Annotated in this window: 27 protein-coding genes, 1 riboswitch and 1 other annotated feature; of the genes, 12 read left to right on the top strand and 15 right to left on the bottom strand. The window is 41.0% G+C overall.

Features of this window, described 5'->3' with window-relative positions; genetic code table 11:
* Window positions 1-40 precede the first annotated feature (40 nt).
* Window positions 41-595, top strand: a complete 555-nt coding sequence (locus NRI27_RS02400; protein ID WP_371389397.1) for a hypothetical protein — start codon at window positions 41-43, stop codon at window positions 593-595.
* A 465-nt stretch (window positions 596-1,060) separates the two neighbouring features.
* Here NRI27_RS02400 and pheT read toward each other — a convergent pair whose 3' ends face one another.
* From pheT to NRI27_RS02385, 3 genes are all read right to left on the bottom strand, one after another.
* Complete coding sequence (pheT, locus tag NRI27_RS02395) at window positions 1,061-3,469, bottom strand: phenylalanine--tRNA ligase subunit beta (RefSeq protein WP_371389396.1); 2,409 nt, start codon at window positions 3,467-3,469, stop codon at window positions 1,061-1,063.
* 12 nt (window positions 3,470-3,481) lie between these two features.
* Window positions 3,482-4,519, bottom strand: coding sequence for a phenylalanine--tRNA ligase subunit alpha (pheS, locus tag NRI27_RS02390; RefSeq protein ID WP_371389395.1), 1,038 nt, complete (start codon window positions 4,517-4,519; stop codon window positions 3,482-3,484).
* 38 nt (window positions 4,520-4,557) lie between these two features.
* Window positions 4,558-4,789: a binding site (T-box leader), on the bottom strand.
* Window positions 4,790-4,849: 60 nt separating this feature from the next.
* Window positions 4,850-5,614: a TrmH family RNA methyltransferase gene (locus tag NRI27_RS02385; protein WP_371389394.1), complete on the bottom strand. Its 765-nt coding sequence runs from the start codon at window positions 5,612-5,614 to the stop codon at window positions 4,850-4,852.
* Between the two features lie 98 nt (window positions 5,615-5,712).
* On the opposite strand from NRI27_RS02385, the gene sspI reads away from it, so the two are divergent.
* Window positions 5,713-5,925, top strand: a complete 213-nt coding sequence (sspI, locus tag NRI27_RS02380) for a small acid-soluble spore protein SspI (protein ID WP_317942940.1) — start codon at window positions 5,713-5,715, stop codon at window positions 5,923-5,925.
* Between the two features lie 428 nt (window positions 5,926-6,353).
* Here the strand turns inward: sspI and NRI27_RS02375 are convergent, their stop codons facing one another.
* The 4 genes from NRI27_RS02375 to NRI27_RS02360 all read right to left on the bottom strand — a co-directional run bounded on the left by NRI27_RS02375 (window position 6,354) and on the right by NRI27_RS02360 (window position 10,275).
* The gene (locus NRI27_RS02375; protein WP_371389393.1) at window positions 6,354-6,803 is read right to left on the bottom strand and encodes a small multi-drug export protein; all 450 of its coding nucleotides are present in this window, start codon (window positions 6,801-6,803) and stop codon (window positions 6,354-6,356) included.
* Window positions 6,804-6,912: 109 nt separating this feature from the next.
* Window positions 6,913-7,878: an ornithine carbamoyltransferase gene (gene argF, locus NRI27_RS02370; protein WP_371389667.1), complete on the bottom strand. Its 966-nt coding sequence runs from the start codon at window positions 7,876-7,878 to the stop codon at window positions 6,913-6,915.
* 249 nt (window positions 7,879-8,127) lie between these two features.
* On the bottom strand, window positions 8,128-9,216 hold the full coding sequence (locus tag NRI27_RS02365) for a M42 family metallopeptidase (protein WP_371389392.1): 1,089 nt from the start codon (window positions 9,214-9,216) through the stop codon (window positions 8,128-8,130).
* A gap of 75 nt (window positions 9,217-9,291) precedes the next feature.
* Window positions 9,292-10,275, bottom strand: a complete 984-nt coding sequence (locus NRI27_RS02360) for a diaminopimelate dehydrogenase (RefSeq protein WP_371389391.1) — start codon at window positions 10,273-10,275, stop codon at window positions 9,292-9,294.
* Window positions 10,276-10,430: 155 nt separating this feature from the next.
* Here NRI27_RS02360 and NRI27_RS02355 point away from each other — a divergent pair, with 155 nt between their 5' ends.
* The 3 genes from NRI27_RS02355 to NRI27_RS02345 all read left to right on the top strand — a co-directional run bounded on the left by NRI27_RS02355 (window position 10,431) and on the right by NRI27_RS02345 (window position 12,908).
* The gene (locus tag NRI27_RS02355) at window positions 10,431-11,582 is read left to right on the top strand and encodes an MFS transporter (protein WP_317942934.1); all 1,152 of its coding nucleotides are present in this window, start codon (window positions 10,431-10,433) and stop codon (window positions 11,580-11,582) included.
* A gap of 41 nt (window positions 11,583-11,623) precedes the next feature.
* A riboswitch (PreQ1 riboswitch) is annotated at window positions 11,624-11,667 on the top strand.
* A 91-nt stretch (window positions 11,668-11,758) separates the two neighbouring features.
* Complete coding sequence (gene queF / locus NRI27_RS02350; protein WP_317942932.1) at window positions 11,759-12,256, top strand: preQ(1) synthase; 498 nt, start codon at window positions 11,759-11,761, stop codon at window positions 12,254-12,256.
* Between the two features lie 13 nt (window positions 12,257-12,269).
* Entirely contained in the window at window positions 12,270-12,908 is a 639-nt protein-coding gene (locus NRI27_RS02345; RefSeq protein ID WP_317942930.1) for a queuosine precursor transporter, read from the top strand.
* Window positions 12,909-12,980: 72 nt separating this feature from the next.
* Here the strand turns inward: NRI27_RS02345 and recQ are convergent, their stop codons facing one another.
* Window positions 12,981-14,777: a DNA helicase RecQ gene (gene recQ / locus NRI27_RS02340; protein WP_371389390.1), complete on the bottom strand. Its 1,797-nt coding sequence runs from the start codon at window positions 14,775-14,777 to the stop codon at window positions 12,981-12,983.
* Window positions 14,778-14,912: 135 nt separating this feature from the next.
* Window positions 14,913-15,446, bottom strand: a complete 534-nt coding sequence (gene pssA, locus NRI27_RS02335) for a CDP-diacylglycerol--serine O-phosphatidyltransferase (RefSeq protein WP_371389389.1) — start codon at window positions 15,444-15,446, stop codon at window positions 14,913-14,915.
* 57 nt (window positions 15,447-15,503) lie between these two features.
* Between pssA and NRI27_RS02330 the strand changes: the two genes are divergently transcribed.
* From NRI27_RS02330 to NRI27_RS02315, 4 genes are all read left to right on the top strand, one after another.
* Window positions 15,504-16,310, top strand: a complete 807-nt coding sequence (locus NRI27_RS02330) for a phosphatidylserine decarboxylase (protein WP_371389388.1) — start codon at window positions 15,504-15,506, stop codon at window positions 16,308-16,310.
* Window positions 16,311-16,328: 18 nt separating this feature from the next.
* Complete coding sequence (locus NRI27_RS02325) at window positions 16,329-16,814, top strand: DedA family protein (RefSeq protein WP_371389387.1); 486 nt, start codon at window positions 16,329-16,331, stop codon at window positions 16,812-16,814.
* A 432-nt stretch (window positions 16,815-17,246) separates the two neighbouring features.
* Entirely contained in the window at window positions 17,247-18,731 is a 1,485-nt protein-coding gene (locus NRI27_RS02320; RefSeq protein ID WP_371389386.1) for a catalase, read from the top strand.
* Between the two features lie 145 nt (window positions 18,732-18,876).
* Window positions 18,877-19,215, top strand: a complete 339-nt coding sequence (locus NRI27_RS02315; protein ID WP_371389385.1) for a DUF5658 family protein — start codon at window positions 18,877-18,879, stop codon at window positions 19,213-19,215.
* An 88-nt stretch (window positions 19,216-19,303) separates the two neighbouring features.
* On the opposite strand, the gene NRI27_RS02310 is transcribed toward NRI27_RS02315, so the two are convergent.
* From NRI27_RS02310 to NRI27_RS02295, 4 genes are all read right to left on the bottom strand, one after another.
* On the bottom strand, window positions 19,304-20,122 hold the full coding sequence (locus NRI27_RS02310; RefSeq protein ID WP_371389384.1) for a DUF368 domain-containing protein: 819 nt from the start codon (window positions 20,120-20,122) through the stop codon (window positions 19,304-19,306).
* A 351-nt stretch (window positions 20,123-20,473) separates the two neighbouring features.
* The gene (locus tag NRI27_RS02305) at window positions 20,474-21,277 is read right to left on the bottom strand and encodes an N-acetylmuramoyl-L-alanine amidase (RefSeq protein WP_371389383.1); all 804 of its coding nucleotides are present in this window, start codon (window positions 21,275-21,277) and stop codon (window positions 20,474-20,476) included.
* A 144-nt stretch (window positions 21,278-21,421) separates the two neighbouring features.
* Window positions 21,422-21,661 (bottom strand): BhlA/UviB family holin-like peptide, encoded by a 240-nt coding sequence (locus NRI27_RS02300; RefSeq protein ID WP_371389382.1) that lies wholly within the window; start codon window positions 21,659-21,661, stop codon window positions 21,422-21,424.
* 444 nt (window positions 21,662-22,105) lie between these two features.
* A complete protein-coding gene (locus NRI27_RS02295) occupies window positions 22,106-22,504 on the bottom strand; it encodes a DNA-binding response regulator (protein WP_371389381.1) in 399 nt (132 codons plus the stop codon).
* A 177-nt stretch (window positions 22,505-22,681) separates the two neighbouring features.
* On the opposite strand from NRI27_RS02295, the gene NRI27_RS02290 reads away from it, so the two are divergent.
* The 3 genes from NRI27_RS02290 to NRI27_RS02280 all read left to right on the top strand — a co-directional run bounded on the left by NRI27_RS02290 (window position 22,682) and on the right by NRI27_RS02280 (window position 24,348).
* Window positions 22,682-23,014: a helix-turn-helix domain-containing protein gene (locus NRI27_RS02290; RefSeq protein ID WP_371389380.1), complete on the top strand. Its 333-nt coding sequence runs from the start codon at window positions 22,682-22,684 to the stop codon at window positions 23,012-23,014.
* 12 nt (window positions 23,015-23,026) lie between these two features.
* On the top strand, window positions 23,027-23,476 hold the full coding sequence (locus NRI27_RS02285; protein WP_317942910.1) for an ImmA/IrrE family metallo-endopeptidase: 450 nt from the start codon (window positions 23,027-23,029) through the stop codon (window positions 23,474-23,476).
* A gap of 149 nt (window positions 23,477-23,625) precedes the next feature.
* The gene (locus tag NRI27_RS02280) at window positions 23,626-24,348 is read left to right on the top strand and encodes a toast rack family protein (RefSeq protein ID WP_371389379.1); all 723 of its coding nucleotides are present in this window, start codon (window positions 23,626-23,628) and stop codon (window positions 24,346-24,348) included.
* Window positions 24,349-24,457: 109 nt separating this feature from the next.
* On the opposite strand, the gene NRI27_RS02275 is transcribed toward NRI27_RS02280, so the two are convergent.
* Together NRI27_RS02275 and NRI27_RS02270 are read right to left on the bottom strand one after the other, a co-directional pair.
* Window positions 24,458-24,643, bottom strand: a complete 186-nt coding sequence (locus NRI27_RS02275; protein WP_317942906.1) for a hypothetical protein — start codon at window positions 24,641-24,643, stop codon at window positions 24,458-24,460.
* 355 nt (window positions 24,644-24,998) lie between these two features.
* A complete protein-coding gene (locus NRI27_RS02270) occupies window positions 24,999-26,444 on the bottom strand; it encodes a vWA domain-containing protein (RefSeq protein WP_371389378.1) in 1,446 nt (481 codons plus the stop codon).
* Between the last annotated feature and the right edge of the window lie 127 nt (window positions 26,445-26,571).

The raw sequence follows: 26,571 nt of genomic DNA, 5'->3' as shown, positions 1-26,571 counted from the left end.
TTTGATAGGCTACCGTCTACTAAACAAGGAGTGATTCTACTTGAAAAAGGGATTAGTAAGTTTAGCAATCATTGGTTTATTAGCCGGATGTAGTGTGTCTATTAAGGGGAATACCCCTAGTAAAAACGTTTCCTACCCTCAAGAGGCGGAAATGCAAGCGGATGATTTCGTATACAAATTATATACGGAAAAAGAAACGTATAATGAATTCGAAGAGACTGCAATTTACGCAGAGTTGACGTACGTAGGTGATCAAGAATCCATCGTCATTTCACACGCCGCCTCCCCTTTTTATTTCCCAATTAAAGAGCTAACTCGTAATTACGAGATCGATTATGCGATGAACGAGCCATTGATTCACACAACGTTGAAAAAGGGTGTCCCTCTCAAGGTGAAATATGAATTTGCCGGTGGGTATAGTGACGAGGATGAAGCTGCAAAACGCGAGTTCATTCAAACGATTGTGGACAAAGGGTTTCCGACTGGAAAATACGTTGTGAGTGGTTCAGCTCAGTTTTATGTGGAAAGCAGCATTGAAGGAGAGAATCCTAATAGCTATGACATGCGAGTAAATATTGGTTTTGATGTTCGTTAGGTGGAATTTTAACGAATTAGCACCCAATGTGACGCAACATACAATCTTAACTTGGTACTATGATAATTCAATTAAAACAGTGATTCTTTCCTTTTAAAAAGATCACTGTATTTTTTTCACTTTAAATATAGGCGATTTACGTTGATTGGAGTGTAGAGCGACGACTCCTGGGGAATCAGCGCAGCGTGAAGACCCCGCAGACGCGAAGCGGCGAGGAGGCTGAGGGCAAGCCCCCGGAAAGCGTCCGCACGGAATGCAAATCAACAGTTCTAGGATAAGCCCTCTTTTGGGAACTCTTCCAGTGACCTTAAGACAAAATGTTATATTTTTTGAAGTGTTGCTGCTAGAAACTTTGATTGATAAAATCGCTACTCACGTAGAGAATTTAAAAATGGAATTGCACGAATGCAATTCCATTTCTCTTTTCTATCACAGATTCAGCAGGATATTCCTTACCCTTGTGAGTTATCCTCTAAGTTGAGCATTCGCTTCTGTTAAAGCGTTCAGCACTTTATCGTGCGCTTTAACGACTTCTTCGTCCGTCAATGTCCGTTCAGGATCGAAGTATGTCAATGAAAACGCGAGTGACTTTTTGCCCTCTTCAACGTTCTCACCTTCATATAAATCGAATAACTTGACGTCTTTCAGTAATTTTCCACCTGCTTGACGAATAACCGATTCGAGAGCACCTGCAGATGTTTCGGTTGAAACAACTAGCGCGATATCTCTTGAAATCGATGGGAAACGTGGGACTGGAACATAGATCAAGTCTTCCGTCGCTACTGTCAACACTTGCTTGAGATTCATTTCCATCACGTACGTCTCTTTCAAGTCACGTTTCTTTTGCTCTGTCGGATGAATCTGTCCAATTAGACCGATACGCTCACCATTCAACAAAATCGTCGCCGTACGGCCAGGATGCATACCGTCTACAACCGATTGTTCAAATGAAAGGCGATCTGCTAGTCCGAGACGGTTCATCATCCCTTCCACAATGCCCTTCAGCACGAAGAAGTCGACTTTTTTCGTTTCGCCTTGCCAAGCATGATCGACCCATTTTCCTGTCATCACTGCAGCTACATGCTCCACTTCACGTGGGAGGCCGTCTTCTTCCATCCCAAGGAATACAGAACCCGTTTCATACAATGCAACAGAATCAATCCGACGTGCGACGTTATACGTTGCCACTTCTAGTAAATGAGGAACCAAACTTTGGCGCAATACGCTTCGTTCTTCACTCATCGGCATGAGCAATTCCGTTACAGGCGCAGTTTCTAACGCATACGCTTGAGCCTGCTCTTTGGAAGTTAATGAATACGTAATGGCTTGATAGAAGCCCGCACCTTCAAGATATTGGCGCACAATACGGCGTTTCGCCTGATAAGGAGTAAGTCCACCAGGTGTTGATTCCGTTATTGGTAGTGTTTTAGGAATTTCATCATAGCCATGCATTCTGGCGATTTCTTCGATAATGTCTTCCTTAATACGCAAGTCTTGTCTACGAGTTGGCGCGTCAATGACAAGTTGACCATTGATTGCTTGTGTCGGTATACGCAAACGCTCCAAAATTGTGAGCATTTCATCCATCGAAATTTTCATGCCGAGACGGCTATTAATATAGTCTGGTGAAATGGTAATGCGCTCAGCTGTTTTGTCGAGTTCATCAAACAGGACCGAGTTTGCCAATACTTCTCCGCCAGCAATGTCCGACATTAATTGCGCAGCGCGTTCAGCTGCTTCAAGGACACGGTTCGGATCGACTCCTTTTTCAAATCGCGTACTTGCATCACTTCGCAAACCGACGTCTTTAGAAGTTTGTCGGACAGAAGACCCTGCAAAATAAGCAGATTCAATGACAACTGTTGTTGTACCATCATGCACTTCGGAATTGGCTCCGCCCATTACACCAGCAAGTGCTACTGGTTGTTGACCATTCGTAATGACGAGGTGATGTGGTTGTAACGTACGTTCCACTTCATCTAACGTCGTAATTTTCTCCCCTTCAAGTGCATGGCGGACGACAATTTCACCCGTTTCCAATCGGTCATAGTCAAATGCATGAAGCGGTTGACCGTATTCCATGAGTACATAGTTTGTAATATCGACGACATTATTGTGTGGTCGCACGCCTGAAGCCATTAAGTAATTTTGTAACCAAAGTGGCGATTCAGCAATCTTCACGTTTTTCACGACTTTAGCAACGTACATCGGGTTGACGTCAGGTGCATCGACACGCAGCTTCAACATGTCTTCGGCTTTTACTTCTGATGTTTTGTAATCAATTTCCGGGAGATGGATCTCTTCAGATAAAATTGCCGCCACTTCATAAGCTACACCTAACATGCTTAATGCATCTGACCGGTTCGGTGTCAAATCAAATTCGAGGACAGTATCATCCAAACCGAGTAAAGGCAACGCACTTTCACCAGGTACCGCTCCTTCAGGTAACACATAAATCCCTTCAGCGTATGCTTTGGCAACAAGTTTCCCTTCAATCCCGAGTTCTTGTAATGAACAGATCATGCCGTTCGATTCCTCGCCACGAAGTTTCGCTTTCTTTATCTTCATACCGCCAGGCAGAACTGCGCCTGGACGTGCAACAATCACTTTTTGGCCTTCAGCGACGTTAGGAGCTCCACAAATGATTTGTGTCACTTCTTCTCCGACGTCCACTTGGCAAATATTTAATTTATCCGCTTCAGGATGTTTGACACATTCTTTTACATACCCGACAACGACGTTTGTCATACCGTGAGAGCGATCGATAATGGAATCGACTTCGATACCTGAACGTGTGATTTTTTCCGCTAACTCTGCAGGTGTAATCCCGCCTGTATTTACATATTCATTTAGCCATTTCGTTGAAACTAACATGTTTTCTCCTCCTTACGCTTCCGTCCGATGGAATTGTGATATGAACCGGCTGTCATTCGTGTAGAAATGACGGATATCTTCAATGCCATATTTCAACATTGCAATTCGTTCAGGTCCCATACCAAATGCAAATCCAGTAACAGCAGACGGATCATAACCCGCCATTTCCAATACATTCGGATGCACCATTCCGGCACCTAAAATCTCAATCCAGCCTGTTTTTTTACACACATTACATCCTTTACCACTACACTTAAAGCAAGATATATCCATCTCAACGGACGGTTCAGTGAATGGGAAGAAGCTAGGACGTAGGCGGATTTCACGCTCTGCACCAAACATCTTTTTCGCGAATAAATCAAGTGTACCTTTCAAGTCACTCATGCGGATATCTTCACCAACGACAAGACCTTCAATTTGTGTAAATTGATGTGAATGTGTTGCATCATCATTATCACGTCGGTACACTTTCCCCGGACAAATGATTTTAATCGCCTCTCCACCTTTTGCCTCCATCGTCCGAGCTTGCACAGGAGATGTATGTGTACGCAGCAAAATATCTTCAGAAATATAGAAGGAATCCTGCATATCACGCGCAGGATGCCCTTTTGGCAAGTTGAGCGCTTCGAAATTGTAGTAATCCTTTTCCACTTCCGGTCCTTCTGCAATTTCGTATCCCATACTAATGAAAAAGTCTTCGATTTCTTCAACGACACGCGTTAGTGGATGGTGATTGCCTGCTTGCACTGGACGACCCGGAAGTGTAACATCGATTGCTTCCTTCGCTAATTGCGTATTAATTGCTTCCGCTTCCAGCAACGCCATTCTTTCTTCTAAAGATGCCGTTACGGTTTCACGCACGACATTGACGAGTGCACCCATTTTCGGACGCTCCTCAGCAGGGAGCTTACCCATTCCTTTCAATAAGTCAGTAATCGGTCCTTTTTTCCCAAGATAAGCGACACGAACGTCATTTAACTCTTTTACGGACTGAGCATCTTGAATTTTCCCCAACGCTTCATCTTTTAATTGCTGCAACTGTTGTTCCATCGTCATTCTCCTTTCAAAATAAAAAAACCTCGCCCCCAAAAAGGGACGAGGACGAGTTCGCGGTACCACCCTGATTATTATGCAAAGAAACGCATAATCACTTCATTTGGAGTAACGGCCCTCTACCGGCACACCTTTACAGCTCTCGCTGGTCCAAGCGGCAGCTCGCGGGGTGAACTTCAACAGCTCTCTTCCTATTAGCACTCACAGTCAAGGCACTAACTTCCTGTAGGAGAAATACCGTCTACTTTTCCCGGTCACAGCTTTTACAATGTATAATAAGTATTAGTATAGCCTATTCCGTTTCATTCATCAAGATTGGGTTAAGGTTTATCTTCTTCCGAATGAATAGACGAGAATGCCCGTTGCGATCGCTACATTTAAAGATTCCGCTTTGCCATACAACGGAATTTTCACGACTTCGTCTGCTTGTCGCAAGTAGTCTTCAGATACACCACTTCCTTCATTCCCAACAATAAGTGCGAATGCTTGCATCGGTTCAATTGCGTAATGTTCGGATGCTTGTTGCAAGCCCGTTCCGATAATGCGTATACCTGCTTGTTTTAGTTGCGCTAACCATTCATTCAAATCACCCTTGATGACCGGTATATGAAAATGTGAACCTTGAGCAGATCGGACGGTTTTGGGATTATACGGATCAGCGGAGCCTTTTCCAAGAATAACCGCATCAATTCCTGCAGCATCCGCCGTTCTAATCATTGTCCCGATATTGCCTGGATCTTGCACCGCATCAATTAATAAATATTTTTTCCAATGCTTGACCTCTTCAGGCGAATAATGAGGCTGTTTACAGTGAGCAAATACGCCTTGTGATTGCTCCGTTTCAATGAGCTCTTTAGCAACAGCTTTTGTCATTTCAATCAATTGCACGTTTTCCGTATTCCAATTAGCAGGGAGTTCTATTCCTTCAGTCACCATTAAATGGACAACAGTACCATTGGTGTTTAGCGCTTCTTCCACCAAATGAAAGCCTTCAACGATAAATTCTTCCGATTTGTCCCGATCTTTCTTTGACAAGACAAGTTTTTTCCAATGTTTCACAAGCCCATTTTGAGTGGATTCAATTCTTTTCATGTATTGTTGACATCCTTTTTATCTTTTTTCTCAGTGTAACAAATGTCTGTATAGTTGGCGATCATTGTGTCCAAAATGATTGCAGGAGGATTGATAATATGAACTTTCAAATTCGTGACGCGATTACAGCAAACATGACAAACAATTCCGCGGACGATATTCGAAATGTAGTAGAAGATGCATTGAACCGTGGCGAAGAGCACCTTTTGCCAGGATTAGGCGTGTTCTTTGAAAAGTTGTGGGTCAATGCGGACGAGCAGGAAAAAGCAAAAATCACCGGCGAACTCGCTCAAGCATTTACAGCTGGTTAAGTAGACAATCATTGAAAGCTCCAATAGGATGAACGGCACGATGAGAAGCAACTTCTTATCGTGCTTTTTAGGTGGAGATGAACCGCCTGGATCTAGAGGTGATTATGCAATTGTAATATAACCTGTGCGTATCACAACGTTAACCGGCTCGTATCGCAACACTCAGCCTTCGCATCACAATGCTCCAACCGCATCACAACATAAACCCCGCGCATCACAACGTAAACGGCTCGTATCACAACACTCAGCCTTCGCATCACAATACTCCAAACGTATCGCAACATAAACTGTTCGCACCGCAACACTCACGCCTCTTATCGAAAAGCAATAAATCTCTGAGAGAAGCCCACAAAAAAACGAGTACAGGAATCCCCCCTACTCGCTTCTCCATTTCATTTCATTTCATAATCTGGACTTTTCTCGAACGATCAATTAAAGTTCCGCACAAAAATATCAAAACCGGCTGCTGTCGCGAGCCCGAAAACGAGCGTCCATAGTGTGATACTAATCGTCATCCAGACCGTTGTATTTACTTTCGTCGCACCAAATAGTAACCCGATAAATGCAGCGATATGGGTTCCGATGAGAATCGGACCGAGTAAGGCGAGGCCAGGCATACCGTATTTATTCCAAATCCGTTTTCCGCGTTCTGTTCGTTTGGATTCAGGTTTGCCAGTTTTTTCACGTCGTTTCTCCATCCACTCTTTGACGCGCTGAAAGGCAATAATTAACAACAATACAGTAAGCATATTCCCGATAAACGCGAGAATCATCACCCAAACTGGCGATAATCCCCTTATGATGCCTAATGGGATGACGAGTGCAATTTCGAACCAAGGTATGGCAGCTCCTAAAAACACTAAAAAGTATTCAAACATTCTGTACCCCCACGATATGAGTAAATTCTATTCATATACTACAGGAAATTTAGATTGTTTTCCACATGTTTCCACGACTGCCGCTACTCATTCATTCGAAACTAGCACTTTATAACAACGTTGCGAGTACGGCTTTTTGAGCGTGTAGACGATTACCCGCTTGTTGGAATACATAGGAATTGGTCCCATCGATCACGGACGTAGCAACTTCTTCTTCACGATGCGCAGGCAGACAGTGCAAAAACATATAGTCTTTTTTTGCATGAGCGACGAGTTCATCATTCACTTGAAAATCATTAAACACTTGTAATCGAGTAGCTGTTTCTTCTTCCTGGCCCATACTCGTCCAGACATCTGTATAGACAACGTCTGCATTTTCGACAGCTTCGATCGCGTTGTTCGTTTGAATGAGTGAACCGCCATTTGCATTGGCAATTTTTTGTGCCTTCATGAATAGGTTTTGATTACACGCATAGCCTTCTGGAGAAGCAAAAGCGACATGCATCCCCATATTGGCCGCTCCAATGATGAGTGAATGGGCTACATTGTTCCCATCTCCCACATAAGCGAGTTTCTTACCACGGATCGTCCCTTTCACTTCGATCATCGTGAGCAAATCCGCAAGTGCTTGGCACGGATGAAAAATGTCGGTTAAGCCATTAATGATGGGAATTGTCGCATGCTTTGCTAACTCTTTCACCATTTCATGTGAGTTTGCACGAATCATAACCCCATCAACGTATTCAGATAAGACTTTTCCGGTATCAGAAATCGGCTCACCTCGTCCGATTTGCAAATCTTTTGCATGCATGAACATTGCATGCCCCCCTAGATGATTCATACCTACTTCAAATGAAATCCGAGTTCGCGTAGAATGTTTTTCAAAAATCATACCGAGCGTCTTCCCTTGTAATACGGCAGGCATTTTCCCCGCCACCATCTCTTGTTTCATGATAAGTGCTTTTTGTAATAAATAGTCAATCTCTTCGCTTGTATAGTCTAACAGCGTCAATAAATCTCTACCTTTTAATTGATCTTCTATGGTCTTACCAATCGTTGTGATTGCGCTATGCATTTGAACCAAACTGATCATCTCCATCCACGGTTATGTTTGTTTAAATCAGTATACAATTGCATAAATATAAAGTCAAATGTATTTTTATTAAAAATAATTCCTTCTAACCCAATACGGCGTTTCTCATTCAAGATAGCTAAAACCATTCGATCGCTACACTTTCAATTGAAATCAAACAACAAGAAAACCGCATAGCAACAACTTTGACAGTTGTCACCATGCGGATTTCATTCATTTCAAAAATGGCGTTCAGTTAAAGATAATATTATTCACCGTTTCACGGTCAAGCTTTTTAATAACTTCCACAATCAATTTCACGGCATTTTCATAGTCATCTCTATGCAACATTGCTGCATGCGAGTGAATATAGCGAGTGGCGATACAAATTGCGATGGATGGTACACCATTTCCACTTACATGAATAGATCCCGCGTCCGTTCCGCCGCCAGGAATCGCTTCGAATTGGTATGGAATGTTGTGCGCTTCCGCTGTATCGACGACAAGATCGCGCAATCCTTTATGAGAAACCATTGATGCGTCATAGAGAAGGATTTGAGGGCCATCCCCCATTTTGCTTGCAGCTTCTTTGGACGTTACACCCGGCGTATCGCCAGCAATTCCTACATCAACAGCAAAGCCAATATCCGGTTGCACTTTCGCAGCAGCTGTTTTGGCTCCACGTAAACCGACTTCTTCTTGGACCGCCCCTACACCGAAAACAATATTCGGGTGGTTTTCATCTTTCAACGCTTTCATGACATCGATTGCAATCGCGCATCCGATACGATTATCCCAAGCTTTCGCTAGCAAATATTTATCGTTGTTCATCACAGTAAACTCAAAGTGCGGGACAATCATATCACCTGGCAAAACGCCCCATTGCATCGCTTCCTCTTTGGAGGTTGCACCGATATCGATGAACATATCTTTGATGTCTACCGGCTTTTTCCGTGCTTCCGGGGACAAGATGTGTGGAGGCTTGGAACCGATAACGCCTGTCACGATATCCCCTTTGCGTGTAACAATGTCGACGCGTTGCGCAAGCATCACTTGGTTCCACCAGCCACCGACCGGTTGGAAGGAAATGAATCCTTTGTCGTCAATTTTCGTTACCATGAAGCCGACTTCATCCAAGTGACCTGCTACCATGATCTTCGGGCCATCTGCTTGACCAGATTTTTTGGCAATCAATGAACCAAGGCCATCATAGTCGATTTCATCTGCGAACGGCTCGATGTATTTCTTCATGACTTCACGAGGTTCCCGTTCGTTCCCTGGAATTCCTTTCGCGTCCGTCAATTCTTTCAGCATTTGCAATGTGTCATCTAATTTCGCCAATTATTTCGACCTCCCAAATAAAAACTACTTATTCAGTATAATGGAATGTTAGCTACATTGAAAGTGCTTTCATTGTTATAATAACTCCTTGCGTAAATCATGTGCACTTTTAGATGAAAGTAGACCTGGCGCAACATCAAAAACGGTTTTCGCGCCTGTTTCTCCTTTTTGATTCATACGAAAAGCAGCGCGTGCATAGGCGACGAGGACGCTCGATGTGAATTCCGGATTGCTATCAAGCGTCAAAGAGAATTCCATTACTTGATTACTGGAAGTTCCTGTTTTGCCACTTCTAATGACAAATCCACCATGCGGCATTGTGCTATGTTCTTCCGCCAACTGCTGTTCATTAATGAAATGGACCGTTGTGTCATAATCTGAGAAGTAGTCAGGCATAGAGACAATTGTTTGTTCAACAACAGATGCATCTGCACCTTCTTCCAATACGACATAGCACTCACGTGTATGCTTTTCCCTTGTCGTCAGTGTCGGTTGGCTTCCACTTCTCACTTTATCAACAGCCTCTTCAACCGGTATCGTATATTGGACTGCACCTTTGACACCAGCGATTCTACGGATTGCATCAGAGTGACCTTGGCTTAACCCTTTGCCCCAGAATGTATACGTCGCTCCTTCAGGAAGGATTGCTTCCCCATAAAGCCGGTTAATGGAGAATAGGCCAGGATCCCATCCGACAGAAATGATTGCAGTTTTTCCATTCGGTTTTGCCGTAGCGTCTACTGTTTCGAAGTAGTCCGGAATTTTTGCATGCGTGTCAAAGCTGTCAACCGTATTAAAATGTTTAGCAAGTGCAGGACCTTGTTCCGGAAGATCATCTTTAGACCCACCACATAAAATCATGACGTCGATCTCATTTACGAACTTTTCGACATCGCCTAATGCATAGACAGGTACACCGCTATTCACCTTTAGTGTAGAGGGATCCCTTCTTGTAAAAACAGCATGAAGTGTTAAATCTTCATTTTGAGCGATTGCTGATTCTACACCTTTCCCTAAATTTCCATAACCGACAATACCGATGTTGATTTTTGAACTCATTTCCATCATCCCTCTCTCGTAAAGTATTGTATTATTTTATCGTTACCTTGTTCAGAATGCTATGATTATTTTTGTTCACAATCTGTCCTTTGGTCTATTGAACGATCAATGGTACAGTAGACTATGATGGACTTTATTTGAAATGAGGATTTAAAATGCGCGCATTTGTCTATGTAATCGTCTTTTTTTCTTTCTTTGATTTATTTTCACAGTTGCCTATTATGAGTCCGTTCGCTCTATCGTTAGGCGCTTCTTCTTTTTTGACCGGTTTAGCTGTCGGTATGTATTCTTTTTCAAATACAATTGGAAATATCATTTCTGGTTTCATGACAGATCGCCGTGGCCCTTTTATGATTTTACTCATTGGCTTATTCGCCTCAGGAGCGTCGCTTTTATTGTATACAGTCGTTGAGGGACCGTATTCTTTGCTTGGTATCCGATTCATCCACGGATTTATGGAAGGGCTTATTGTTCCAGCCGCTTTCACATTTCTTGCAAATCGTACAGAAGAATCAAAACGTGGCCGTAGTGTCGCAATTTCCGGAGCGTTCGTTGGAATGGCGGCGATCATCGGTCCTGCCTATAGTGGGATTGTCGCTTCCAAAACAAGTACCCCTTTTATAATGGGAATGAATGGCCTCATCATGTTTATTTTAGCATTCGCAGCCTTCTTTCTGTTGCGTTCCTATACGTATGTCAGAAAAAATCGCTTAAAAATGTCATCACAATTTCGGGTCAAATACTTATTTAAACACCCCGGCATGGTCCGTGCATTTTCAGGTGCATTTTTTCTCATGTTTTCACAAGGTGTGCTGGCATTCATCCTCCCTTTAAAAGTGGAAGCGCTTGGCTTTGATACAAAAACAACCGGAATGCTACTCAGTACATTCGGGGTTGTCGCAATACTAATTTTCCTTCTACCGATTAATCGTGTATTTGATCGGGTACGTCCTATGATTACGTTAGCTTTCGGGATTTCACTAATGGGCATTTGCATGATTTTGTTAAGCCAAGTATCAGCGCTCACTCACCTGTTTTTAGCGATGGGGTTATATGGCATCGGCTTCGCTTTTCTATTCCCGTCTATCAATTCATTGCTAATTGACTCATCAGCTCCGGAATACCGCGGAAAAGCATACGGCTATTTTTATGCCTTTTTTTCCATCGGTGTCGTAGCGGGATCGAGCTTGATTGGCTATTTGGATTTATCGTTCACTGGTGGATTCATGGTGACAGGAATCATCCTTTTGTTCATTGCACTTTATACAATTTTAGGTTTGAAACGAAGTTTGCTATTGACAGAATAGGTAAAACCAGTTAAAGTCATAGACGAAAAGAATAACCCTGTTCGGGAGAGGTTCATAGCGACCCTCTATAAAAAACTATGGATGCCGGAAACTACGCCATGTCCATTTGACATGGCTTTTATTTTTCCATTTCTATGGCCCCTCCCTGACAACATAACTTCAGGGAGGTTTTTGTATTGACTGGAAGAGATGAAAACACACTACAAGACTTAACACTATTAGGTAACCAACGAACGACCTATGCTTATGAATACAATCCATCCATTTTAGAAGCCGTTGACAACATGCATACAACGCGTGATTACTTCGTGAAATTCAATTGCCCTGAATTCACTTCCCTTTGTCCGATGACGGGACAGCCCGACTTTGCAACGATGTACATCAGTTACATACCAGATGAGAAATTGGTCGAAAGTAAAGCTTTGAAACTGTATTTGTTCAGTTTCCGGAATCACGGGGATTTCCATGAAGACTGTGTCAACATCATCATGAATGATTTAATTCATTTATTGGCGCCTCGCTATATTGAAGTTTGGGGGAAATTTACGCCTCGGGGTGGTCTTTCAATCGACCCTTACTGCAATTATGGTAAACCGGGAACGAAATACGAACAGATGGCGGAGCATCGTTTGATGAACCATGATCTGTACCCAGAGAAAATCGATAATCGATGAGGAGTAATGAAAGATGCGCTATTATTTAAGTGGAATATTTGTAGGTTTATTAATTTTATCGAACATTGTAGCAGTGAAATTGATCAGCGTTGGCAGTTGGATTGTTATTCCTGCAGCAGCCGTCATTTATGTCTGTACGTATCCGATTTTGGATGTACTAACTGAAGCTTATGGGAAAGAGGCTGCCCGAAAAACTGTTCAAACCGGGTTTATTGCACAACTTTTGGCAATAGGATTCATTTGGATTGCCATCCACTTGCCTGCTGCTCCTTTTTATGAAAACCAAGCTGCTTTTGAAACGATCTTTAACGCAGGTTTCCGTGTGACAATTGCCAGTTTAGTTGCCTATCTCGTGAGCCAAAACTTAGATGTAACAATCTTTGATAAGCTGAAACAAAAACACGGCTCTAAACAATTATGGGTACGTAACAATGCCTCTACGATGGTGAGTCAATTCGTCGATACGACGTTATTCATTACAATCGCATTTGCAGGAACAATGCCTACCTCTATATTACTTGGCATGATTGCGAGCCAATATATCTTTAAGTTTTCAATCGCAATTATCGACACACCCATTGTGTATGTATTGGTTGCACTCTGCAGAAAGAAAGAGCGAAACGTCCAACCAATTGTTTCACCTCAACAATAATTCGAACGTAAAAAACCGCGTACCGGCGACTCATTTGAGACGCGCACGCGGTTTTCCTTTTGTCTAAAATTCTTACACCATCTGCTTTGAAAAAGCTTTGATTTCTTCCATAAACGCTTCTCCATACCGCTCAAGCTTCGCATCACCTACACCATTGACTTCCAAAAACGCTTCGTCGGTCATTGGCATTTTAGCAGCCATATCCCGTAATGATTTATCAGAGAAGACGACGAAAGGCGGAACACTTGCTTCTTGTGCAATTTTCAATCGAAGTGCGCGTAATTGGTCAAATAACGGGTCGTCTTGCGTAATCTGTTTTGTTTCGACTGTCGCTTTCCGATAGACTTTAGTTTTCCCAGTCAGCACATCTTTGCCTAATTCCGTCACATAAATAATCGGGAATTGACCATTTTCAACACCTAAATAATTTTCCGAGATAATAAACTCAATAAAATCGGACACTTCCTTCGCGTTGCGGCCTTTCATAATGCCATATGTCGTCAGTTTATCAAATCCGAATTCGACAACTTTCTTATTTCTTGAACCAGTCAACACTTGGGCGATCATCGTCTTTCCAAAACGTTGCCCCATCCGAATAACGCAAGATAACACTTTTTGAACGTCAACAGTTACATCAGCCCGTTCCCGCGTATCCGTGCAATTTGCACAACGGTGGCAATCTTGTAGGTCACTTTCACCAAAATAGGAGATGATGAATTTTTGTAGACAAGATTCGGTATGACAATAGTCGATCATCGATTGTAATTTTTCCAACTCACCAGGTATCCGATTGACATCTTGTGATTGATCAATAAGGAACCGTTGCGTAATGACATCTTGCGACGAGAATAATAAGGTACAGTGACTATCAAGTCCATCTCTTCCCGCACGACCCGCTTCTTGATAATAGCTCTCCATATTTTTCGGCATCTGGTAATGAATTACATAACGTATATTACTTTTATCGATGCCCATGCCAAATGCATTTGTCGCTACCATGACAGTCGCTTCATCCATAAGAAAACGATCTTGTTCAGATTGACGAACAGTATCCGATAAACCAGCATGATACCTAGCAACTGCAATGCCGGTCCGCTCGAGCATCGTATATACTTGGTCAACCGCTTTGCGCGTAGCCGCATAAATAATGCCTGCTTCGCCTTCATTTTTCTTCACATACGCCTTCACAAACTTGTCCCGGTCTTGTCCCTTCACGACGGAAAACGTCAAATTACTTCTTTCAAAACCTGTCATCACAGTAAATTCGGGATCAATGTTCAATTGGTGACAGATATCATCCCGCACTGCAGGTGTTGCAGTTGCAGTCAAAGCGAGGACTACTGGTTTCTTCACAAACGAATTGATGACCGTATGCATCATTCGGTAGCTCGGTCTGAAATCATGCCCCCATTGTGAAATACAGTGCGCTTCATCAATGGCAATCATCGGAATATCCATCTTGTTGATTTGTTGAATAAACGATTGGGACTCGAACCGTTCTGGAGCAACGTATAATAGTTTATATGCGCCAGCTAAGGCGTTTTCCATAATGCCAAAATATTCTTCACTCGTTAATGAACTGTTTATGTACGCGGCTTGTACACCTATCTGTAGAAGTGCATCCACTTGGTCCTTCATCAGAGAAATCAATGGTGACACAACTAGAACCGTACCTTCCATGACCATAGCTGGTACTTGGTAACAGATTGATTTTCCGCCACCTGTTGGCATCACACATAACGTATCTCGTCCATGCAAGACATTTTGGATCGCCTGTTCTTGTCCTGCTCGAAACGATGAATATCCAAAGTAAGTGGAGAGCACGGATTGTAATTGTTCGATTGATGTCACCTCCAAATTCTTCATCATGCACATTACTCCATTCTAAATAAGTCGCTTCTTCTAGAATAGCAGACATTTGATAGCGTCTCCAAGAAAATAGAAAAAATGCGTTCAACGAATCTGATGATCGTTGAGCGCAAAAGAAAGTAAAACAACATATTATTATACTTTTGCAATCCTAATATTGCTTACCATTAGAATTCCGAGTATGATCATAACGATTACAAAAAAGGCAGGACCGACATAATGGCTTAAGAAGTAAGATAATGTTAACAGAACGCCAGCTGCAGTAATGGGCACACCGTAAAATGTTCCATCAAATTCTCTTACGTTATACCGAGCAAGGCGAACTGCCCCCGCAAGAATGTAAAAGATTGTAGCAACAATCCCAACCCATAACATATTAGACAAATTTGTCGTGTAAATTAATAAAGCAGGTGCGACACCGAAAGATATTAAATCACTTAACGAGTCCAATTCCTTACCAAACAACGATTCTGATTGGAAATGTCTTGCAACCATACCGTCAAAACGGTCAAATAGGGCTGCTAAAAAGATGAATACAAGACTCATATGGCTAAGGTCGCGTGAGATTAAGAGGATGGCGATGATTCCGAAGCTAAGGTTCGTCAATGTAATTACATTCGCCAACTGCCCTTTTATTTTAGTATAATCAAAGTATCTGGATAAAAACATGAGAATTCCTCCGTCTATTTTTTCTACTACATACTATTTGCATGGGAGACTACCGTAATGAAAAAAACACTCTTTAAACAATTCGTCGAATTGACAGGACACCCAGTGTCCTCATCGATTTTAAAAACATTTACCCGCTCTTCAATGAGTAAGAGACTACTAAAGCCTTTTGCTTCCGCATACCGTATCAATGAAGAGGAAGCGGAATATCCGCTAGAGCATTATAAAAGTCTTCAAGATTTTTTCACGAGAAATTTAAAGCACGGCGTACGCCCGATCGATCAAAGAGCAAATGTGATGACTTCACCGGTAGATGGCTATTTGACAGCATCCGGCAAAATCAATGAACAACAGTCTTTTTACATTAAAGATCATCTATATAGTATAAAACAAATTTTGGGAGATGAAAAGAGCGCAAATACGTACAAAGATGGTTTTTTCTATATTTTTTACTTATCACCCAGTCATTATCATCATTTTCACTACCCATTTAATGGACAATTGGTTAATCGATATGCATTAGGAACAACATCTTTTCCTGTCAACGATTTAGGATTACGACTTGGCAATCAACCTTTTGCAACGAACTATCGGTTGATTTCCGAAATGGAAACTTCCCATAGCAAACTTGCAATTATCAAAGTTGGTGCACTGAATGTCAACAGCATCCACCTGACAAGCACGTCAAAAAACTGTACAAAAGGCGATGATTTCGGCTACTTTTCTTTCGGTTCCACAGTCATTCTCTTCATTGAACACGATGCGCACTTTAAGTCATTACTTTCATCAGGGACTGAAGTAAAAGTAGGGCAGCCTATTGGCGAATGGAAAGAACCTCAAACATCACAGAACTACGAAATTTAACTAAATGAGGGATAAGGAATGTTACAGTTTGAAGACTTTGTCATGCATTACGGTTATTTTGCCGTATATCTATTTTTTGCGCTCGGAATTTTTGGGCTACCGTTACCCGATGAATTGGTCGTTGCTTTCATCGGACATTTATCAGCAGTCGGTACGCTGAATTATTTCAGCGCGTTCGTCATTACAATTCTTGGTGTGTTGACAGGAACCCTATTCACTTACACAATTGGTCGCAAAGTCGGAAAACCGTTACTCATGAAATATGGAAAATGGATCAGCCTTTCACCGAAACGGATACAAAAAGTGGACAGTTGGTTTAATAAGTATGGTTCATGGGCAATTACAATCGGCTATTTTGTGCCAGGTATGCGACATATTATTTGTTACATGTCAGGAAGTTCAGGTGTAGACATTCGAAGATACCTTGTTTTCGCTAGTATCGGAACTTTTATATCCTCTATCACTTTTTTAACAATTGGATACTTCGTACACTTTCCATTCTAGTACGTTGTTGTCTCTCCAAATCTGAAAAGTTGCAGTCTGTCGATCTTCGGAAATCACTCGGTTGAATACTGTCATAACAATCGTTGTTACGAGCAACTCCATCAAGATACATAGTTAATTGGGATCACTGATTTGTATTGTTTAAATACGATAAAAAAAAGCAGTTGGAAGGACTTTATCCGTCCTTCCAACTGCTTAGAAAAAAATTATACGCTAACTAATACTAAGATCAGCAGCCTCTTTCATCATCAACTCTTTGAGTTCACTATAATTGTTCCTGCATTTGGTCACAACAAGATTCTTTAATAATCGCTATTAATCGATACTAATTTCTTAACAATAATTATTATAAATAACACTGGTTTTACATGAACGCCTATGGTATATTGATAATTGAAGTTAGCACACTACTATTCCAAGGAGGAATTATCAATGACTATCAATGATAATCATTCTCAAACAAAATTAACAACTGCTGCGGGTGCACCTGTTGGTGATAACCATAACTCCATGACGGCTGGACCAAGAGGACCGATTCTTTTACAAGACGTTTGGCTAATTGAAAAACTCGCTCATTTCGATCGCGAAGTTATTCCTGAAAGACGAATGCATGCAAAAGGTTCAGCAGCTTATGGGACTTTTACTGTGACGAATGATATTACACAGTACACGAGGGCTAAACTATTTTCTGAAGTAGGGAAACAGACTCCGATGTTTGCTCGGTTTTCGACTGTAGCTGGTGAACGAGGGGCTGCCGATGCTGAACGTGATATTCGTGGTTTCGCACTAAAATTTTATACGGAAGAAGGAAACTGGGACCTTGTTGGAAATAATACACCTGTTTTCTTCTTTAGAGATCCGCTTCACTTCCCTGATTTAAATCACGCAGTGAAACGTGATCCTCGTACAAACATGAGAAGCGCAACAAACAACTGGGATTTTTGGACTTCCCTCCCTGAAGCCTTACATCAAATTACGATTGTCATGAGTGATCGCGGGATTCCAAAAACATATCGACATATGCACGGTTTCGGAAGTCACACATACAGTATGATTAATGCAAATAATGAACGCGTTTGGGTGAAATTCCACTTCCGTTCCGAGCAAGGCATTGAGAATTTGACAGATGAACAAGCGACAGAATTAGTTGGTACAGATCGAGAATCGCATCAAAGAGATTTATTGGACAGCATCGATAATGGCAACTTCCCGAAATGGAAAATGTATATTCAAGTGATGACGGAAGAACAAGCCCTAAACATGCCTTACAACCCATTCGATTTGACAAAAGTATGGTACAAAGATGAATTCCCACTCATTGAAGTAGGTGAATTCGAGTTGAATCGAAATCCCGACAATTATTTTGCAGAAGTAGAACAAGCTGCATTTACACCTGCAGCAATTGTCCCAGGTATCGGTTTTTCACCTGACAAAATGTTACAAGCACGATTATTTTCATATGGCGATGCACAACGCTACCGCTTAGGCGTGAACCATCACCAAATTCCTGTTAACGCTCCTAAATGCCCATTCCACAGCTTCCATCGTGACGGCGCAATGCGCGTAGATGGAAATCACGGAAGCCGAACTTCTTATGAACCAAACAGCTTCGGACAGTGGAACCACCAACCTGATTTCAAAGAACCACCTTTAAAAGTTTACGGTGATGCTGCACATTGGGATTTTAGAGAAGATGATGATGATTACTTCACACAACCTGGAAAACTATTTAGACTGATGTCACCTGAGCAACAAGCCGTCTTGTTCGGTAATACAGCTCGTAATTTAGGAGATGCACCAAACGAAATTAAGTACAGACATATCCTTCACTGCTACAAAGCAGACCCTGCATATGGGGAAGGTGTAGCGAACGCACTCGCCATTCCATTGAGCGACGTTCTTGAAACAGCGAAGTAAACAACGAAACAAATATGAAAGCCAATGGTCTCCTTGCTTGGGACCATTGGCTTTTTTGTGACCTTACATATCTAAATTGAATAAAACACATATAAACTCCATATCCTATTTGACATAAGCCCTACTATGTCTGGAGTGAAATTGAATGGAAACTGTCGATATGATTCATTCTTCTAAAAATAGAATTGTACATACAAGTTTTCTACTTGCTTGTCTTTGTATCATCGATGCGGTTTTTACCGATATCGGGATACGCCAAGGCCATATAGAAGAGTTGAACCCGCTTATGCGCTTTGTGCACGACAAAAGTATACTACTGTTTTATGGAATGAAAATCCTTTTACCGGCAATCCTTCTAACGTTAATTCAATTTGCAAAAACATCAACAATTTTAAAATACACCGTTTTATTCGCACTGATCATCTATGTCGTTATTGTTAGCATGCACATTTACTGGATAATTATTGTGATGGCTTTTTTATAAATGTCGTTCATCCAAACATCGCTGAAAAATGCAACAAGCCCTCTTCGGTTACAGTAAACCAAAGAGGGCTTGTTCTACTTATAAATGCTTACTTTTCACTCGGGTCAGCTGCATTAAACATATTTGCTACTATTAACCCTGTAATCAGGGCAACAACACTCATCACAAATGGTGTACCGCTATCAGGAATACCTGGATAGATAACGAATACAGATCCTAAGATTAAACCGATAATGATGGCAAACATTGCATATGTGTACGTATTCAATAAGTAATGGATAATTTTACTGCTGGCAATAAAACCGACAATGACCCCTGCTCCAATAACTACAATAATTGGAAGGTTTAATGTAGAGAGAGCATTAATGGCAGTAGCATATACACCAAGCAACAATAAGATGAATGAGCCACTCACACCTGGTAATAACATCGCCATACTACCTGCCCATCCAGCAAAAAATAGACCTAATGCATTTTGCATCGTTAGGGATGTAATAATTACTGCATCAGCCGGTTTAATGAATACCGTACTAGCCAATGCTACACCCACGACGATTAACAACACATAATGACCAATTGTAAAGTTCTTTTTCACACCAGCTTGTTTGGAGATAAATGGAACCACACCAATAATCAGTCCTAAAAAGAAAAATTGTGTCGGTTGTTCATAATTCTCCAACAAGAAGTTTATCAGTTTGCTAAAAAGGACTAACGTTAACCCAACTCCAATTCCAAGCGGAAGTAGAAAACCGATATGCTTTTTCCACTCTCGACTAAAAAAGCCGCTAATTGCAATAAGTAATCGATCATATATACCGAGGATGAATGCTATTGTACCGCCACTCACTCCTGGAATTAAGTCGCTGATTCCCATTAAGAACCCTCGATAAATATTTTTCCATTCCATAAATCTGTTCCTCCAATATCATTCAATGATAGTAGTATACCATTTCACAATTACCATAAGCCATATAAAGTACACTTCCACTATTATCACTTTTCAATTAATGAAAACACACTTCATCTTCTTACTATAAGACGTCCTTTCTTCAATTTAGGTTCATAGACTGTTACCGTGAAATCTCCTATGTATGTTGATTTCCTTTCTCTAAAGATAAATGTAGTCTATTGATAGTTGTAGATGGAAAAAAATAATATGGTAACAATATCATAGGTTCAAAAAAATTCGAGAAGCCGCATTTTCATGCGACCTCTCATTACGTTTAGAAAACCTTCGTACATACTAACTAAATCATCATTATGAAGATACAGTAATGATGAAGGCGTCAAATCCAGCAGCTTTCAAATCTGCTACTTGCTTGTCCGCATTTGACTTATCCGCAAATGAACCTGCAATAACGCGATAGTAAGTGACGCCCCCTTGCGTATAAATGTCAATGAAACTATCAAAGCCTTTTGCTTGTAATTCTGCTACACGATGATCTGCATTGGCTCGTGATGTGAATGAACCGGCAACGACACGGTATAAAGTGGATCCGGAAGGTGGTGGAGAACTCGTTTTTTGTAAACCAAGCGCTTTTTCTAATCCGTTGACATGTCCTCTAGCAGCTTTATCCAACCATGCAGACGTTTTCATTAACGAAGCGTTCGATGCATAGTCAATAAATCCATTTTCCGTTAGCATTGCATGCATACGCGTTTCTCGTAGCACATGGAAATCCGCTTTCTTTTTCCCACGGTTCGGCATATCAATCAATTTCACGATTTCTGAATGAATTGTATTTCTTAGTTGTGCTGTCGTTGAGCTATCGGAAAGGTTACTATGAATATAATCTTCGTACCCATTTCCTCCACCCGCATTAATATGAATGCTCAAATAGAATGCTGCTCCCCAAGCATTTGCATCATTCGTACGTTGGGATAGACTTACCGTCTGATCCCCTGTCCGACTCATGCGCACCGTAGCATTAGAATACTCGTTGACAAGTATATTTCTAACCCTCGTCGCAATAGCAAGCGTTACATCTTTCTCCTTTAATCCATTCCCAATTGCTCCAGGATCCGTTCCGCCGTGTCCCGGATCGATATAAATTTTAACCATTTTCATTTCCTCCCTATTAGTTTTTTTAGTTTTTTGTTTTGACTTTCTTTACATCAAGTATTCTTTCAGTAGTAGTTTTTCACCTCCTTTCTGTACTTAATTCTTCAGGCATCACCTCCTTTCGGATAATAAAAAGAGCGATATCTACCTAGGCGGCAATCGCTCCTTCACTTCTTGAATTTCTTTTATAATGTCGTCATATTTATCCGCCATCGTCGTCAATAACTGCTGATACCGTTGTTCCCTTGCTTCACTGCTCTTTACTTGGTACATGAATAACCAAACAAACAGTACAGCAAATGGCCCTTGTGTCAAAAAGTAACCGAGGACTTCTCTTGCATCCATTCTCTCTCTCCCTTCTTGATTGCCACCAATTTTGGACATGTGCATCCTCACCACATACTCTTTTCACTATAAAATCCAATCCTTTTCTCTTGCTCCTCTCACCTTTTTTCACGTTCTTCTTTTTAATGTATTCCTTTATTTTCATTCATGCTTGTACCTCTTCATCACTTCCGAATGGAATTTTCAAATGTCCCTTCTATAAAATTTTTTAATTCAAAAAGAGCGATGTCCAAAACGCAGACAACCGCTCTATTCATGTTGCTTGTACACCGAACAATTCAAGATCTAGACATTCTTCTCATCACATCATTCGTAAAGTATCTCGAACCATTCCTTATATAGAACACATGTTCTTTTTTGCTTAAACATAGTGTAACGCACCCAATATGTTCAAGTCATTTATTCGACCTACGCGACATTTGCGACATCAATTTCTAATCAAAACATGATGATGGCGCGATTTGACTCGATACATGTCTTTCTCTATTCTTCATCACACATTTTTCTAATGATTAAATCTTTTAATCTTCCAATATGCCGATCAGAAATTTTCATATGCCGACCAATCCAACGCAAACTTTTCCCCTCCAATAACCAATGAAGGATTTCAGCCTCTCGATCATCCGTTATCGCGGTGAGTCTTCGTTGCACAATCATTATTTTTTTCTCATATTCAATGATCTTATTCATTCTGCGTTCCCTCCTTGTCACCTCTCTGAAAACAGGATCATTTTGGACACCGCTTTTTTTCGGCATTGCTGCGTCATTTCCATACTTAGCAGTCAATCCACCGACATGTTCCATCGACTCTCTAATCACCGCCACACTATTTACCATCCAGTGATAATCTCTCACTAATTGCTCCATTTCTTCTGCCCTCATGTCCACGCCTCCTCAATTGAGTCACATTTGAAACAATGAAAACCATAGTTTCACATATGAAACTTTTAAATAAAGATAACATATGTTCGGTTTCACTTTCAACAACAAATACACAAAATGTTGTCACAAAAGAAACTATACAGTATACTTATTCATACAGATCAGGGAGGTTAATGCATGGAAACTTTAGGTTCTGAAATTAAGAAAGTCCGTCTTGAAAATAAGTTGTCACAAGAAGAATTTGCGGAACGTATCAATCGTCAACATCATCTTGCCATTACGAAAGGGATGGTCTCAAAATGGGAGTCAGGATCTATTGAACCAAAAACCCGTATGGTGAAAGCAATTGCAGAAACATTTAATGTTTCTGTTGATGGCATTCTTGGATTGACACAAGAGAAAACTAACAAAGTTGAAACTATAGCTATGCATATGGATGAAGACCTTACAGAAGAAGAAGTGAAAGAGATTCAAAAGTATATCCAATTTCTCAAATCGCAGCGAAAGTGAGGCGGTACGATGATGTATGAATTGCTTCTCGCCCAATATTCACATTTAGCAATTAAAGAAGTCAAAACATTACCGGTAGGATTAGGTGGAGTTTATATGGATAATATGATTCTCATCGACCAACATCGTTCATCCTATGAAAAACATTGTATTCTTGCGGAAGAGATTGGCCATTATGAAACGACTTATGGGGACATTACGGATGCATCTTCTCTCACCAATTGGAAACTTGAACTGATTGCAAGAAGGTGGGGGTACGAAAAAATTGTCTCGCTCGACAAACTGATTGATTGCTATGAGTTAAATTATCTTTCAATCGAAGAAGTGTGTAGTCATTTGGAAGTAACAGAAGACTATTTACTAGAATCCATTCAACATTATCATGCTCGATTCGGTGTTTCGGTTCAATACAAAGCGTATGAAATCTTCTTTGAACCGTTATCTGTTGTTAAGAAGCGGTAAATGTTTTCCCTCTTTACGTATCATTCTTCTGACAACTACGTCTTACGACCGAGAACAAATCATACGTCCGTCTAGTGGCTATATCACCTCTATACGCTATGATAGTGTTAAAGGGTTAGCGTTCATCCGAAAAGCAAAGGAGAATGGGCATGAAAAAAGTGTTGTGGGCTGGATTAATAGGGGGATTTTTAGTCGTCATCGGTATTTTTTTATACGAAAAAATGCTAAACATTCCAGTGAACGAGGAAGCTATCATACAAAGAGACGATGCAAAATCATTGGATATGACAATTCACTTTGGCGTCGGTACATTAAAAATGGTCGGCGGCGCTTCAGACTGGGTAAACGGGACTTTCGACTATACCGATAAGAAGTGGAAACCATCGCTAACGTATAAAAACAAAAACAAAATCGGTTCTGCACACCTAAAACAAAAATCTTCAATGAATATTGGTTTTTCCAATAAAAAGTTCCAGAACGATTGGTCGCTGCAGCTCACAAATGAGATTCCAGTAAAATTAGCTGTCAGCTTAGGTGTTTCTACAGCAAATTTGGACTTAAAAGGCATCCAACTGAGCAGTCTTGCAATCGATAGCGGGGTTGGAGAATCGACAATCGACTTAAGTGGAAACTGGGATCACAGTTTTCCTGTTGACTTACGATTGGGTGTTGGAGACACAACGATTTATCTACCGAAAGATACAGGCATAAAACTTGTCGTCTCAAAAGGGGTCGGTCGGTTCAACGTGAATGATTTCATTCCACAAGGGAAAGGTGTATACGTAAACGAAGCATACGGAACCGCTAAGCATACAATCGACTTGTCCATTGATATGGGCGTAGGAAATGTTACTTTCAAAATAGTTGATTAGGTGAAATTCCATGTACGATCTTCGCCACAAACTGAAAAGGGACATTTCGCTACATCTTAAGCGAATGCCCCTTTACTATTTAAACAGTCGGTCAGTGCAGCCTTATGTTTTACCAGTCATACCCGTTTAACAAACGACTTCGTCGCATCGCTACATTTTTTGCTTCAGTTTCTCTTGCGATTTGATCCTTCCTTAACTGACCGTTAATACGAGGATCTTGCAATCTCATCGTACTCCATCCAGAAGGACCGACTTTTTTACTCACTTTCTTAATTTCATCTTCAAAAAATAACATGTCCACTCCTCCTCCCTGCACAGTAGTTGAAAGAGAGAAGCAACCTTACTTCCCACTCTCTATACAATACGCAACAAAAGAGGACATACGGAGGGTATGCGCACAGCGTGAAGCAATTAGTTATCTACTTACGTTAATTAGTCAAAACCATCTACGCAATCATAAAAATAAGCCATTGCAAATAATCGTTAACTTACAATGGCTTATCAGGAATACGGCGCTATAGATAAAAATTTAGTTGCAACTTCACCAGATATTTTCATCAACCGCTTTTTCGAATAGACTTCTTCAAAACGTGGGCAAACTGCGTAACTTAGTATGGTAAATTTTGATTTTTATCCAATTTCGTAATAGCTTACTTTGCATTTTGTTTTTTCAATTCTTTCATTCTCGCTTGATAGTCATCAATTTTTTTAACAATCCTGTCGACTTCATCTTCAACTAGCTTACGTTTCTCTACTTCCAAATCGTCAATTAGTTTTTGGTAAGCATCTTTTTGGTCGTTAATGAAAGTGATAAATTCTTCTTCCTGGCTATCACTTACTAACGCTTCATCTTTAAGTAGTTTTGCGGCCCCAATCAATCGATTGTTTTCTACTTTAATCGCCTTCTTCGCTTTATTAGAATAGTCCGACACCGTTGTGAGAGCGGTTGTTTTTGGCCAACCAATCGGCTTTGCATAGACGAGACCGACAAGATCCAAATCAGATGGTAACCAAATTTTCGAAATACCTGCTGTCATTTCTTCAAGGGAATTTGCAGCCATGTACGTTCCATTCCCAGCTTCTGCTACTGCTTTCAACTGACTTTCTGCATCTTTATCGACTTGAAAACCAATTACATTGACATGTCGACCGGCCTTTCCTTGTGTAAATGCCTTCGCCTCTGCAATCGGATCTCCCCCACAAGTTTCTGCTCCATCACTAACAATGTACACTGTTAGGTCTTCTGTCGTGTCTTTGTGATCGATACCGGCCTGTTTAATCGCTTCTGCTAACGGCGTCCAACCGCTCGCCTTTACATTATCCAATACGCTATTAAATTCTTTTTCTTTGAATTCTCCTAAAGGATACACTTCTTCAATCGTCCCACAAGAAAGTGTTTTATCAGATGCACTTTGCGTCCCTTTATGTCCATATGCATATAAGGATACTTCACTCTTTTGTCCAATTGCCGTCGCAAAGCTCTTTACTGCACTTTTCGCTGTATCCATTTTCAAGCGTCCATCCGCATAGAGCAACATACTGGAACTGGCATCGAGGAGAATAAGCGCTTTTGCAGGGTGTTTCGTTCGCTCGCCTTCTTCATTCATCTCATAAGGTTCAGGCATCAAAGGTTCAGTAAATGAAGGGTGATAGGTTATAAGCGGGTCCACCAATTCTTTGTATTGAGCACCACCAAGGTAATAGTTTAGAGCTTTTACAATCATTGCAGGGTCCTCTGTGTCCTTAACAACCTCTTTCATTTCAGATAAAAACGCAGGACGCAGCTCACTAGGAACTTCGGTTTTTGCCCACATTGACGTCTCTTCTTCCACAGTGAACTCACTTGTCAACGAGCCCGGTGACAATTCTGCTAAATCTTCTACAGATTGAACGTTCTCTACTGAAGAGATGTTTTGGAGAAGTGATTTATCTAACGACTCTTGCATTTGATTATTTTGTTCTTCCTCATCTTGTTTCACTTCATTTTCAGGGGACTGTTCTACTGGCAACTCGGAGTCCACATTCTCTTTTCCTTTAGAACAGCCTGCGAGGAAGGTACAAACAATTAATAGAGCTACTAATAAATAGTTTTTCATAATCGCTACCACCTTTCTGACTTTACCGTTTATACGGTATACAACTCGCTAAGTTCCAATTTCTACACATTACAATCCGAATGAACTATAAAATGAAAATTACATACAATTTCCATATTCGAAAGAA

The sequence above is a fragment of the Sporosarcina sp. OR05 genome (genome assembly GCF_041414805.1).
Taxonomy (GTDB): Bacteria; Bacillota; Bacilli; order Bacillales_A; family Planococcaceae; genus Sporosarcina; species Sporosarcina saromensis.
This window is presented reverse-complemented; position numbering and strand designations above follow the sequence as displayed.

Excerpts from the sequence above, each read along its gene's own strand:
- pssA (WP_371389389.1), bottom strand. The coding sequence starts at position 15,446 with ATGTTTTTATCCAGATACTTTGATTATACTAAAATAAAAGGGCAGTTG.
- NRI27_RS02300 (WP_371389382.1), bottom strand. The coding sequence starts at position 21,661 with ATGTCCAAAATTGGTGGCAATCAAGAAGGGAGAGAGAGAATGGATGCA.
- NRI27_RS02385 (WP_371389394.1), bottom strand. The coding sequence starts at position 5,614 with ATGAAAAGAATTGAATCCACTCAAAATGGGCTTGTGAAACATTGGAAA.
- NRI27_RS02320 (WP_371389386.1), top strand. The coding sequence starts at position 17,247 with ATGACTATCAATGATAATCATTCTCAAACAAAATTAACAACTGCTGCG.
- NRI27_RS02295 (WP_371389381.1), bottom strand. The coding sequence starts at position 22,504 with ATGAGGGCAGAAGAAATGGAGCAATTAGTGAGAGATTATCACTGGATG.
- NRI27_RS02360 (WP_371389391.1), bottom strand. The coding sequence starts at position 10,275 with ATGAGTTCAAAAATCAACATCGGTATTGTCGGTTATGGAAATTTAGGG.
- NRI27_RS02280 (WP_371389379.1), top strand. The coding sequence starts at position 23,626 with ATGAAAAAAGTGTTGTGGGCTGGATTAATAGGGGGATTTTTAGTCGTC.
- sspI (WP_317942940.1), top strand. The coding sequence starts at position 5,713 with ATGAACTTTCAAATTCGTGACGCGATTACAGCAAACATGACAAACAAT.
- NRI27_RS02330 (WP_371389388.1), top strand. The coding sequence starts at position 15,504 with ATGAAAAAAACACTCTTTAAACAATTCGTCGAATTGACAGGACACCCA.
- argF (WP_371389667.1), bottom strand. The coding sequence starts at position 7,878 with ATGCATAGCGCAATCACAACGATTGGTAAGACCATAGAAGATCAATTA.
- NRI27_RS02270 (WP_371389378.1), bottom strand. The coding sequence starts at position 26,444 with ATGAAAAACTATTTATTAGTAGCTCTATTAATTGTTTGTACCTTCCTC.
- NRI27_RS02355 (WP_317942934.1), top strand. The coding sequence starts at position 10,431 with ATGCGCGCATTTGTCTATGTAATCGTCTTTTTTTCTTTCTTTGATTTA.
- NRI27_RS02285 (WP_317942910.1), top strand. The coding sequence starts at position 23,027 with ATGTATGAATTGCTTCTCGCCCAATATTCACATTTAGCAATTAAAGAA.
- NRI27_RS02325 (WP_371389387.1), top strand. The coding sequence starts at position 16,329 with ATGTTACAGTTTGAAGACTTTGTCATGCATTACGGTTATTTTGCCGTA.
- NRI27_RS02275 (WP_317942906.1), bottom strand. The coding sequence starts at position 24,643 with ATGTTATTTTTTGAAGATGAAATTAAGAAAGTGAGTAAAAAAGTCGGT.
- NRI27_RS02305 (WP_371389383.1), bottom strand. The coding sequence starts at position 21,277 with ATGGTTAAAATTTATATCGATCCGGGACACGGCGGAACGGATCCTGGA.
- pheT (WP_371389396.1), bottom strand. The coding sequence starts at position 3,469 with ATGTTAGTTTCAACGAAATGGCTAAATGAATATGTAAATACAGGCGGG.
- NRI27_RS02290 (WP_371389380.1), top strand. The coding sequence starts at position 22,682 with ATGGAAACTTTAGGTTCTGAAATTAAGAAAGTCCGTCTTGAAAATAAG.
- NRI27_RS02315 (WP_371389385.1), top strand. The coding sequence starts at position 18,877 with ATGGAAACTGTCGATATGATTCATTCTTCTAAAAATAGAATTGTACAT.
- recQ (WP_371389390.1), bottom strand. The coding sequence starts at position 14,777 with ATGATGAAGAATTTGGAGGTGACATCAATCGAACAATTACAATCCGTG.
- NRI27_RS02375 (WP_371389393.1), bottom strand. The coding sequence starts at position 6,803 with ATGTTTGAATACTTTTTAGTGTTTTTAGGAGCTGCCATACCTTGGTTC.
- NRI27_RS02310 (WP_371389384.1), bottom strand. The coding sequence starts at position 20,122 with ATGGAATGGAAAAATATTTATCGAGGGTTCTTAATGGGAATCAGCGAC.
- pheS (WP_371389395.1), bottom strand. The coding sequence starts at position 4,519 with ATGGAACAACAGTTGCAGCAATTAAAAGATGAAGCGTTGGGGAAAATT.
- NRI27_RS02345 (WP_317942930.1), top strand. The coding sequence starts at position 12,270 with ATGCGCTATTATTTAAGTGGAATATTTGTAGGTTTATTAATTTTATCG.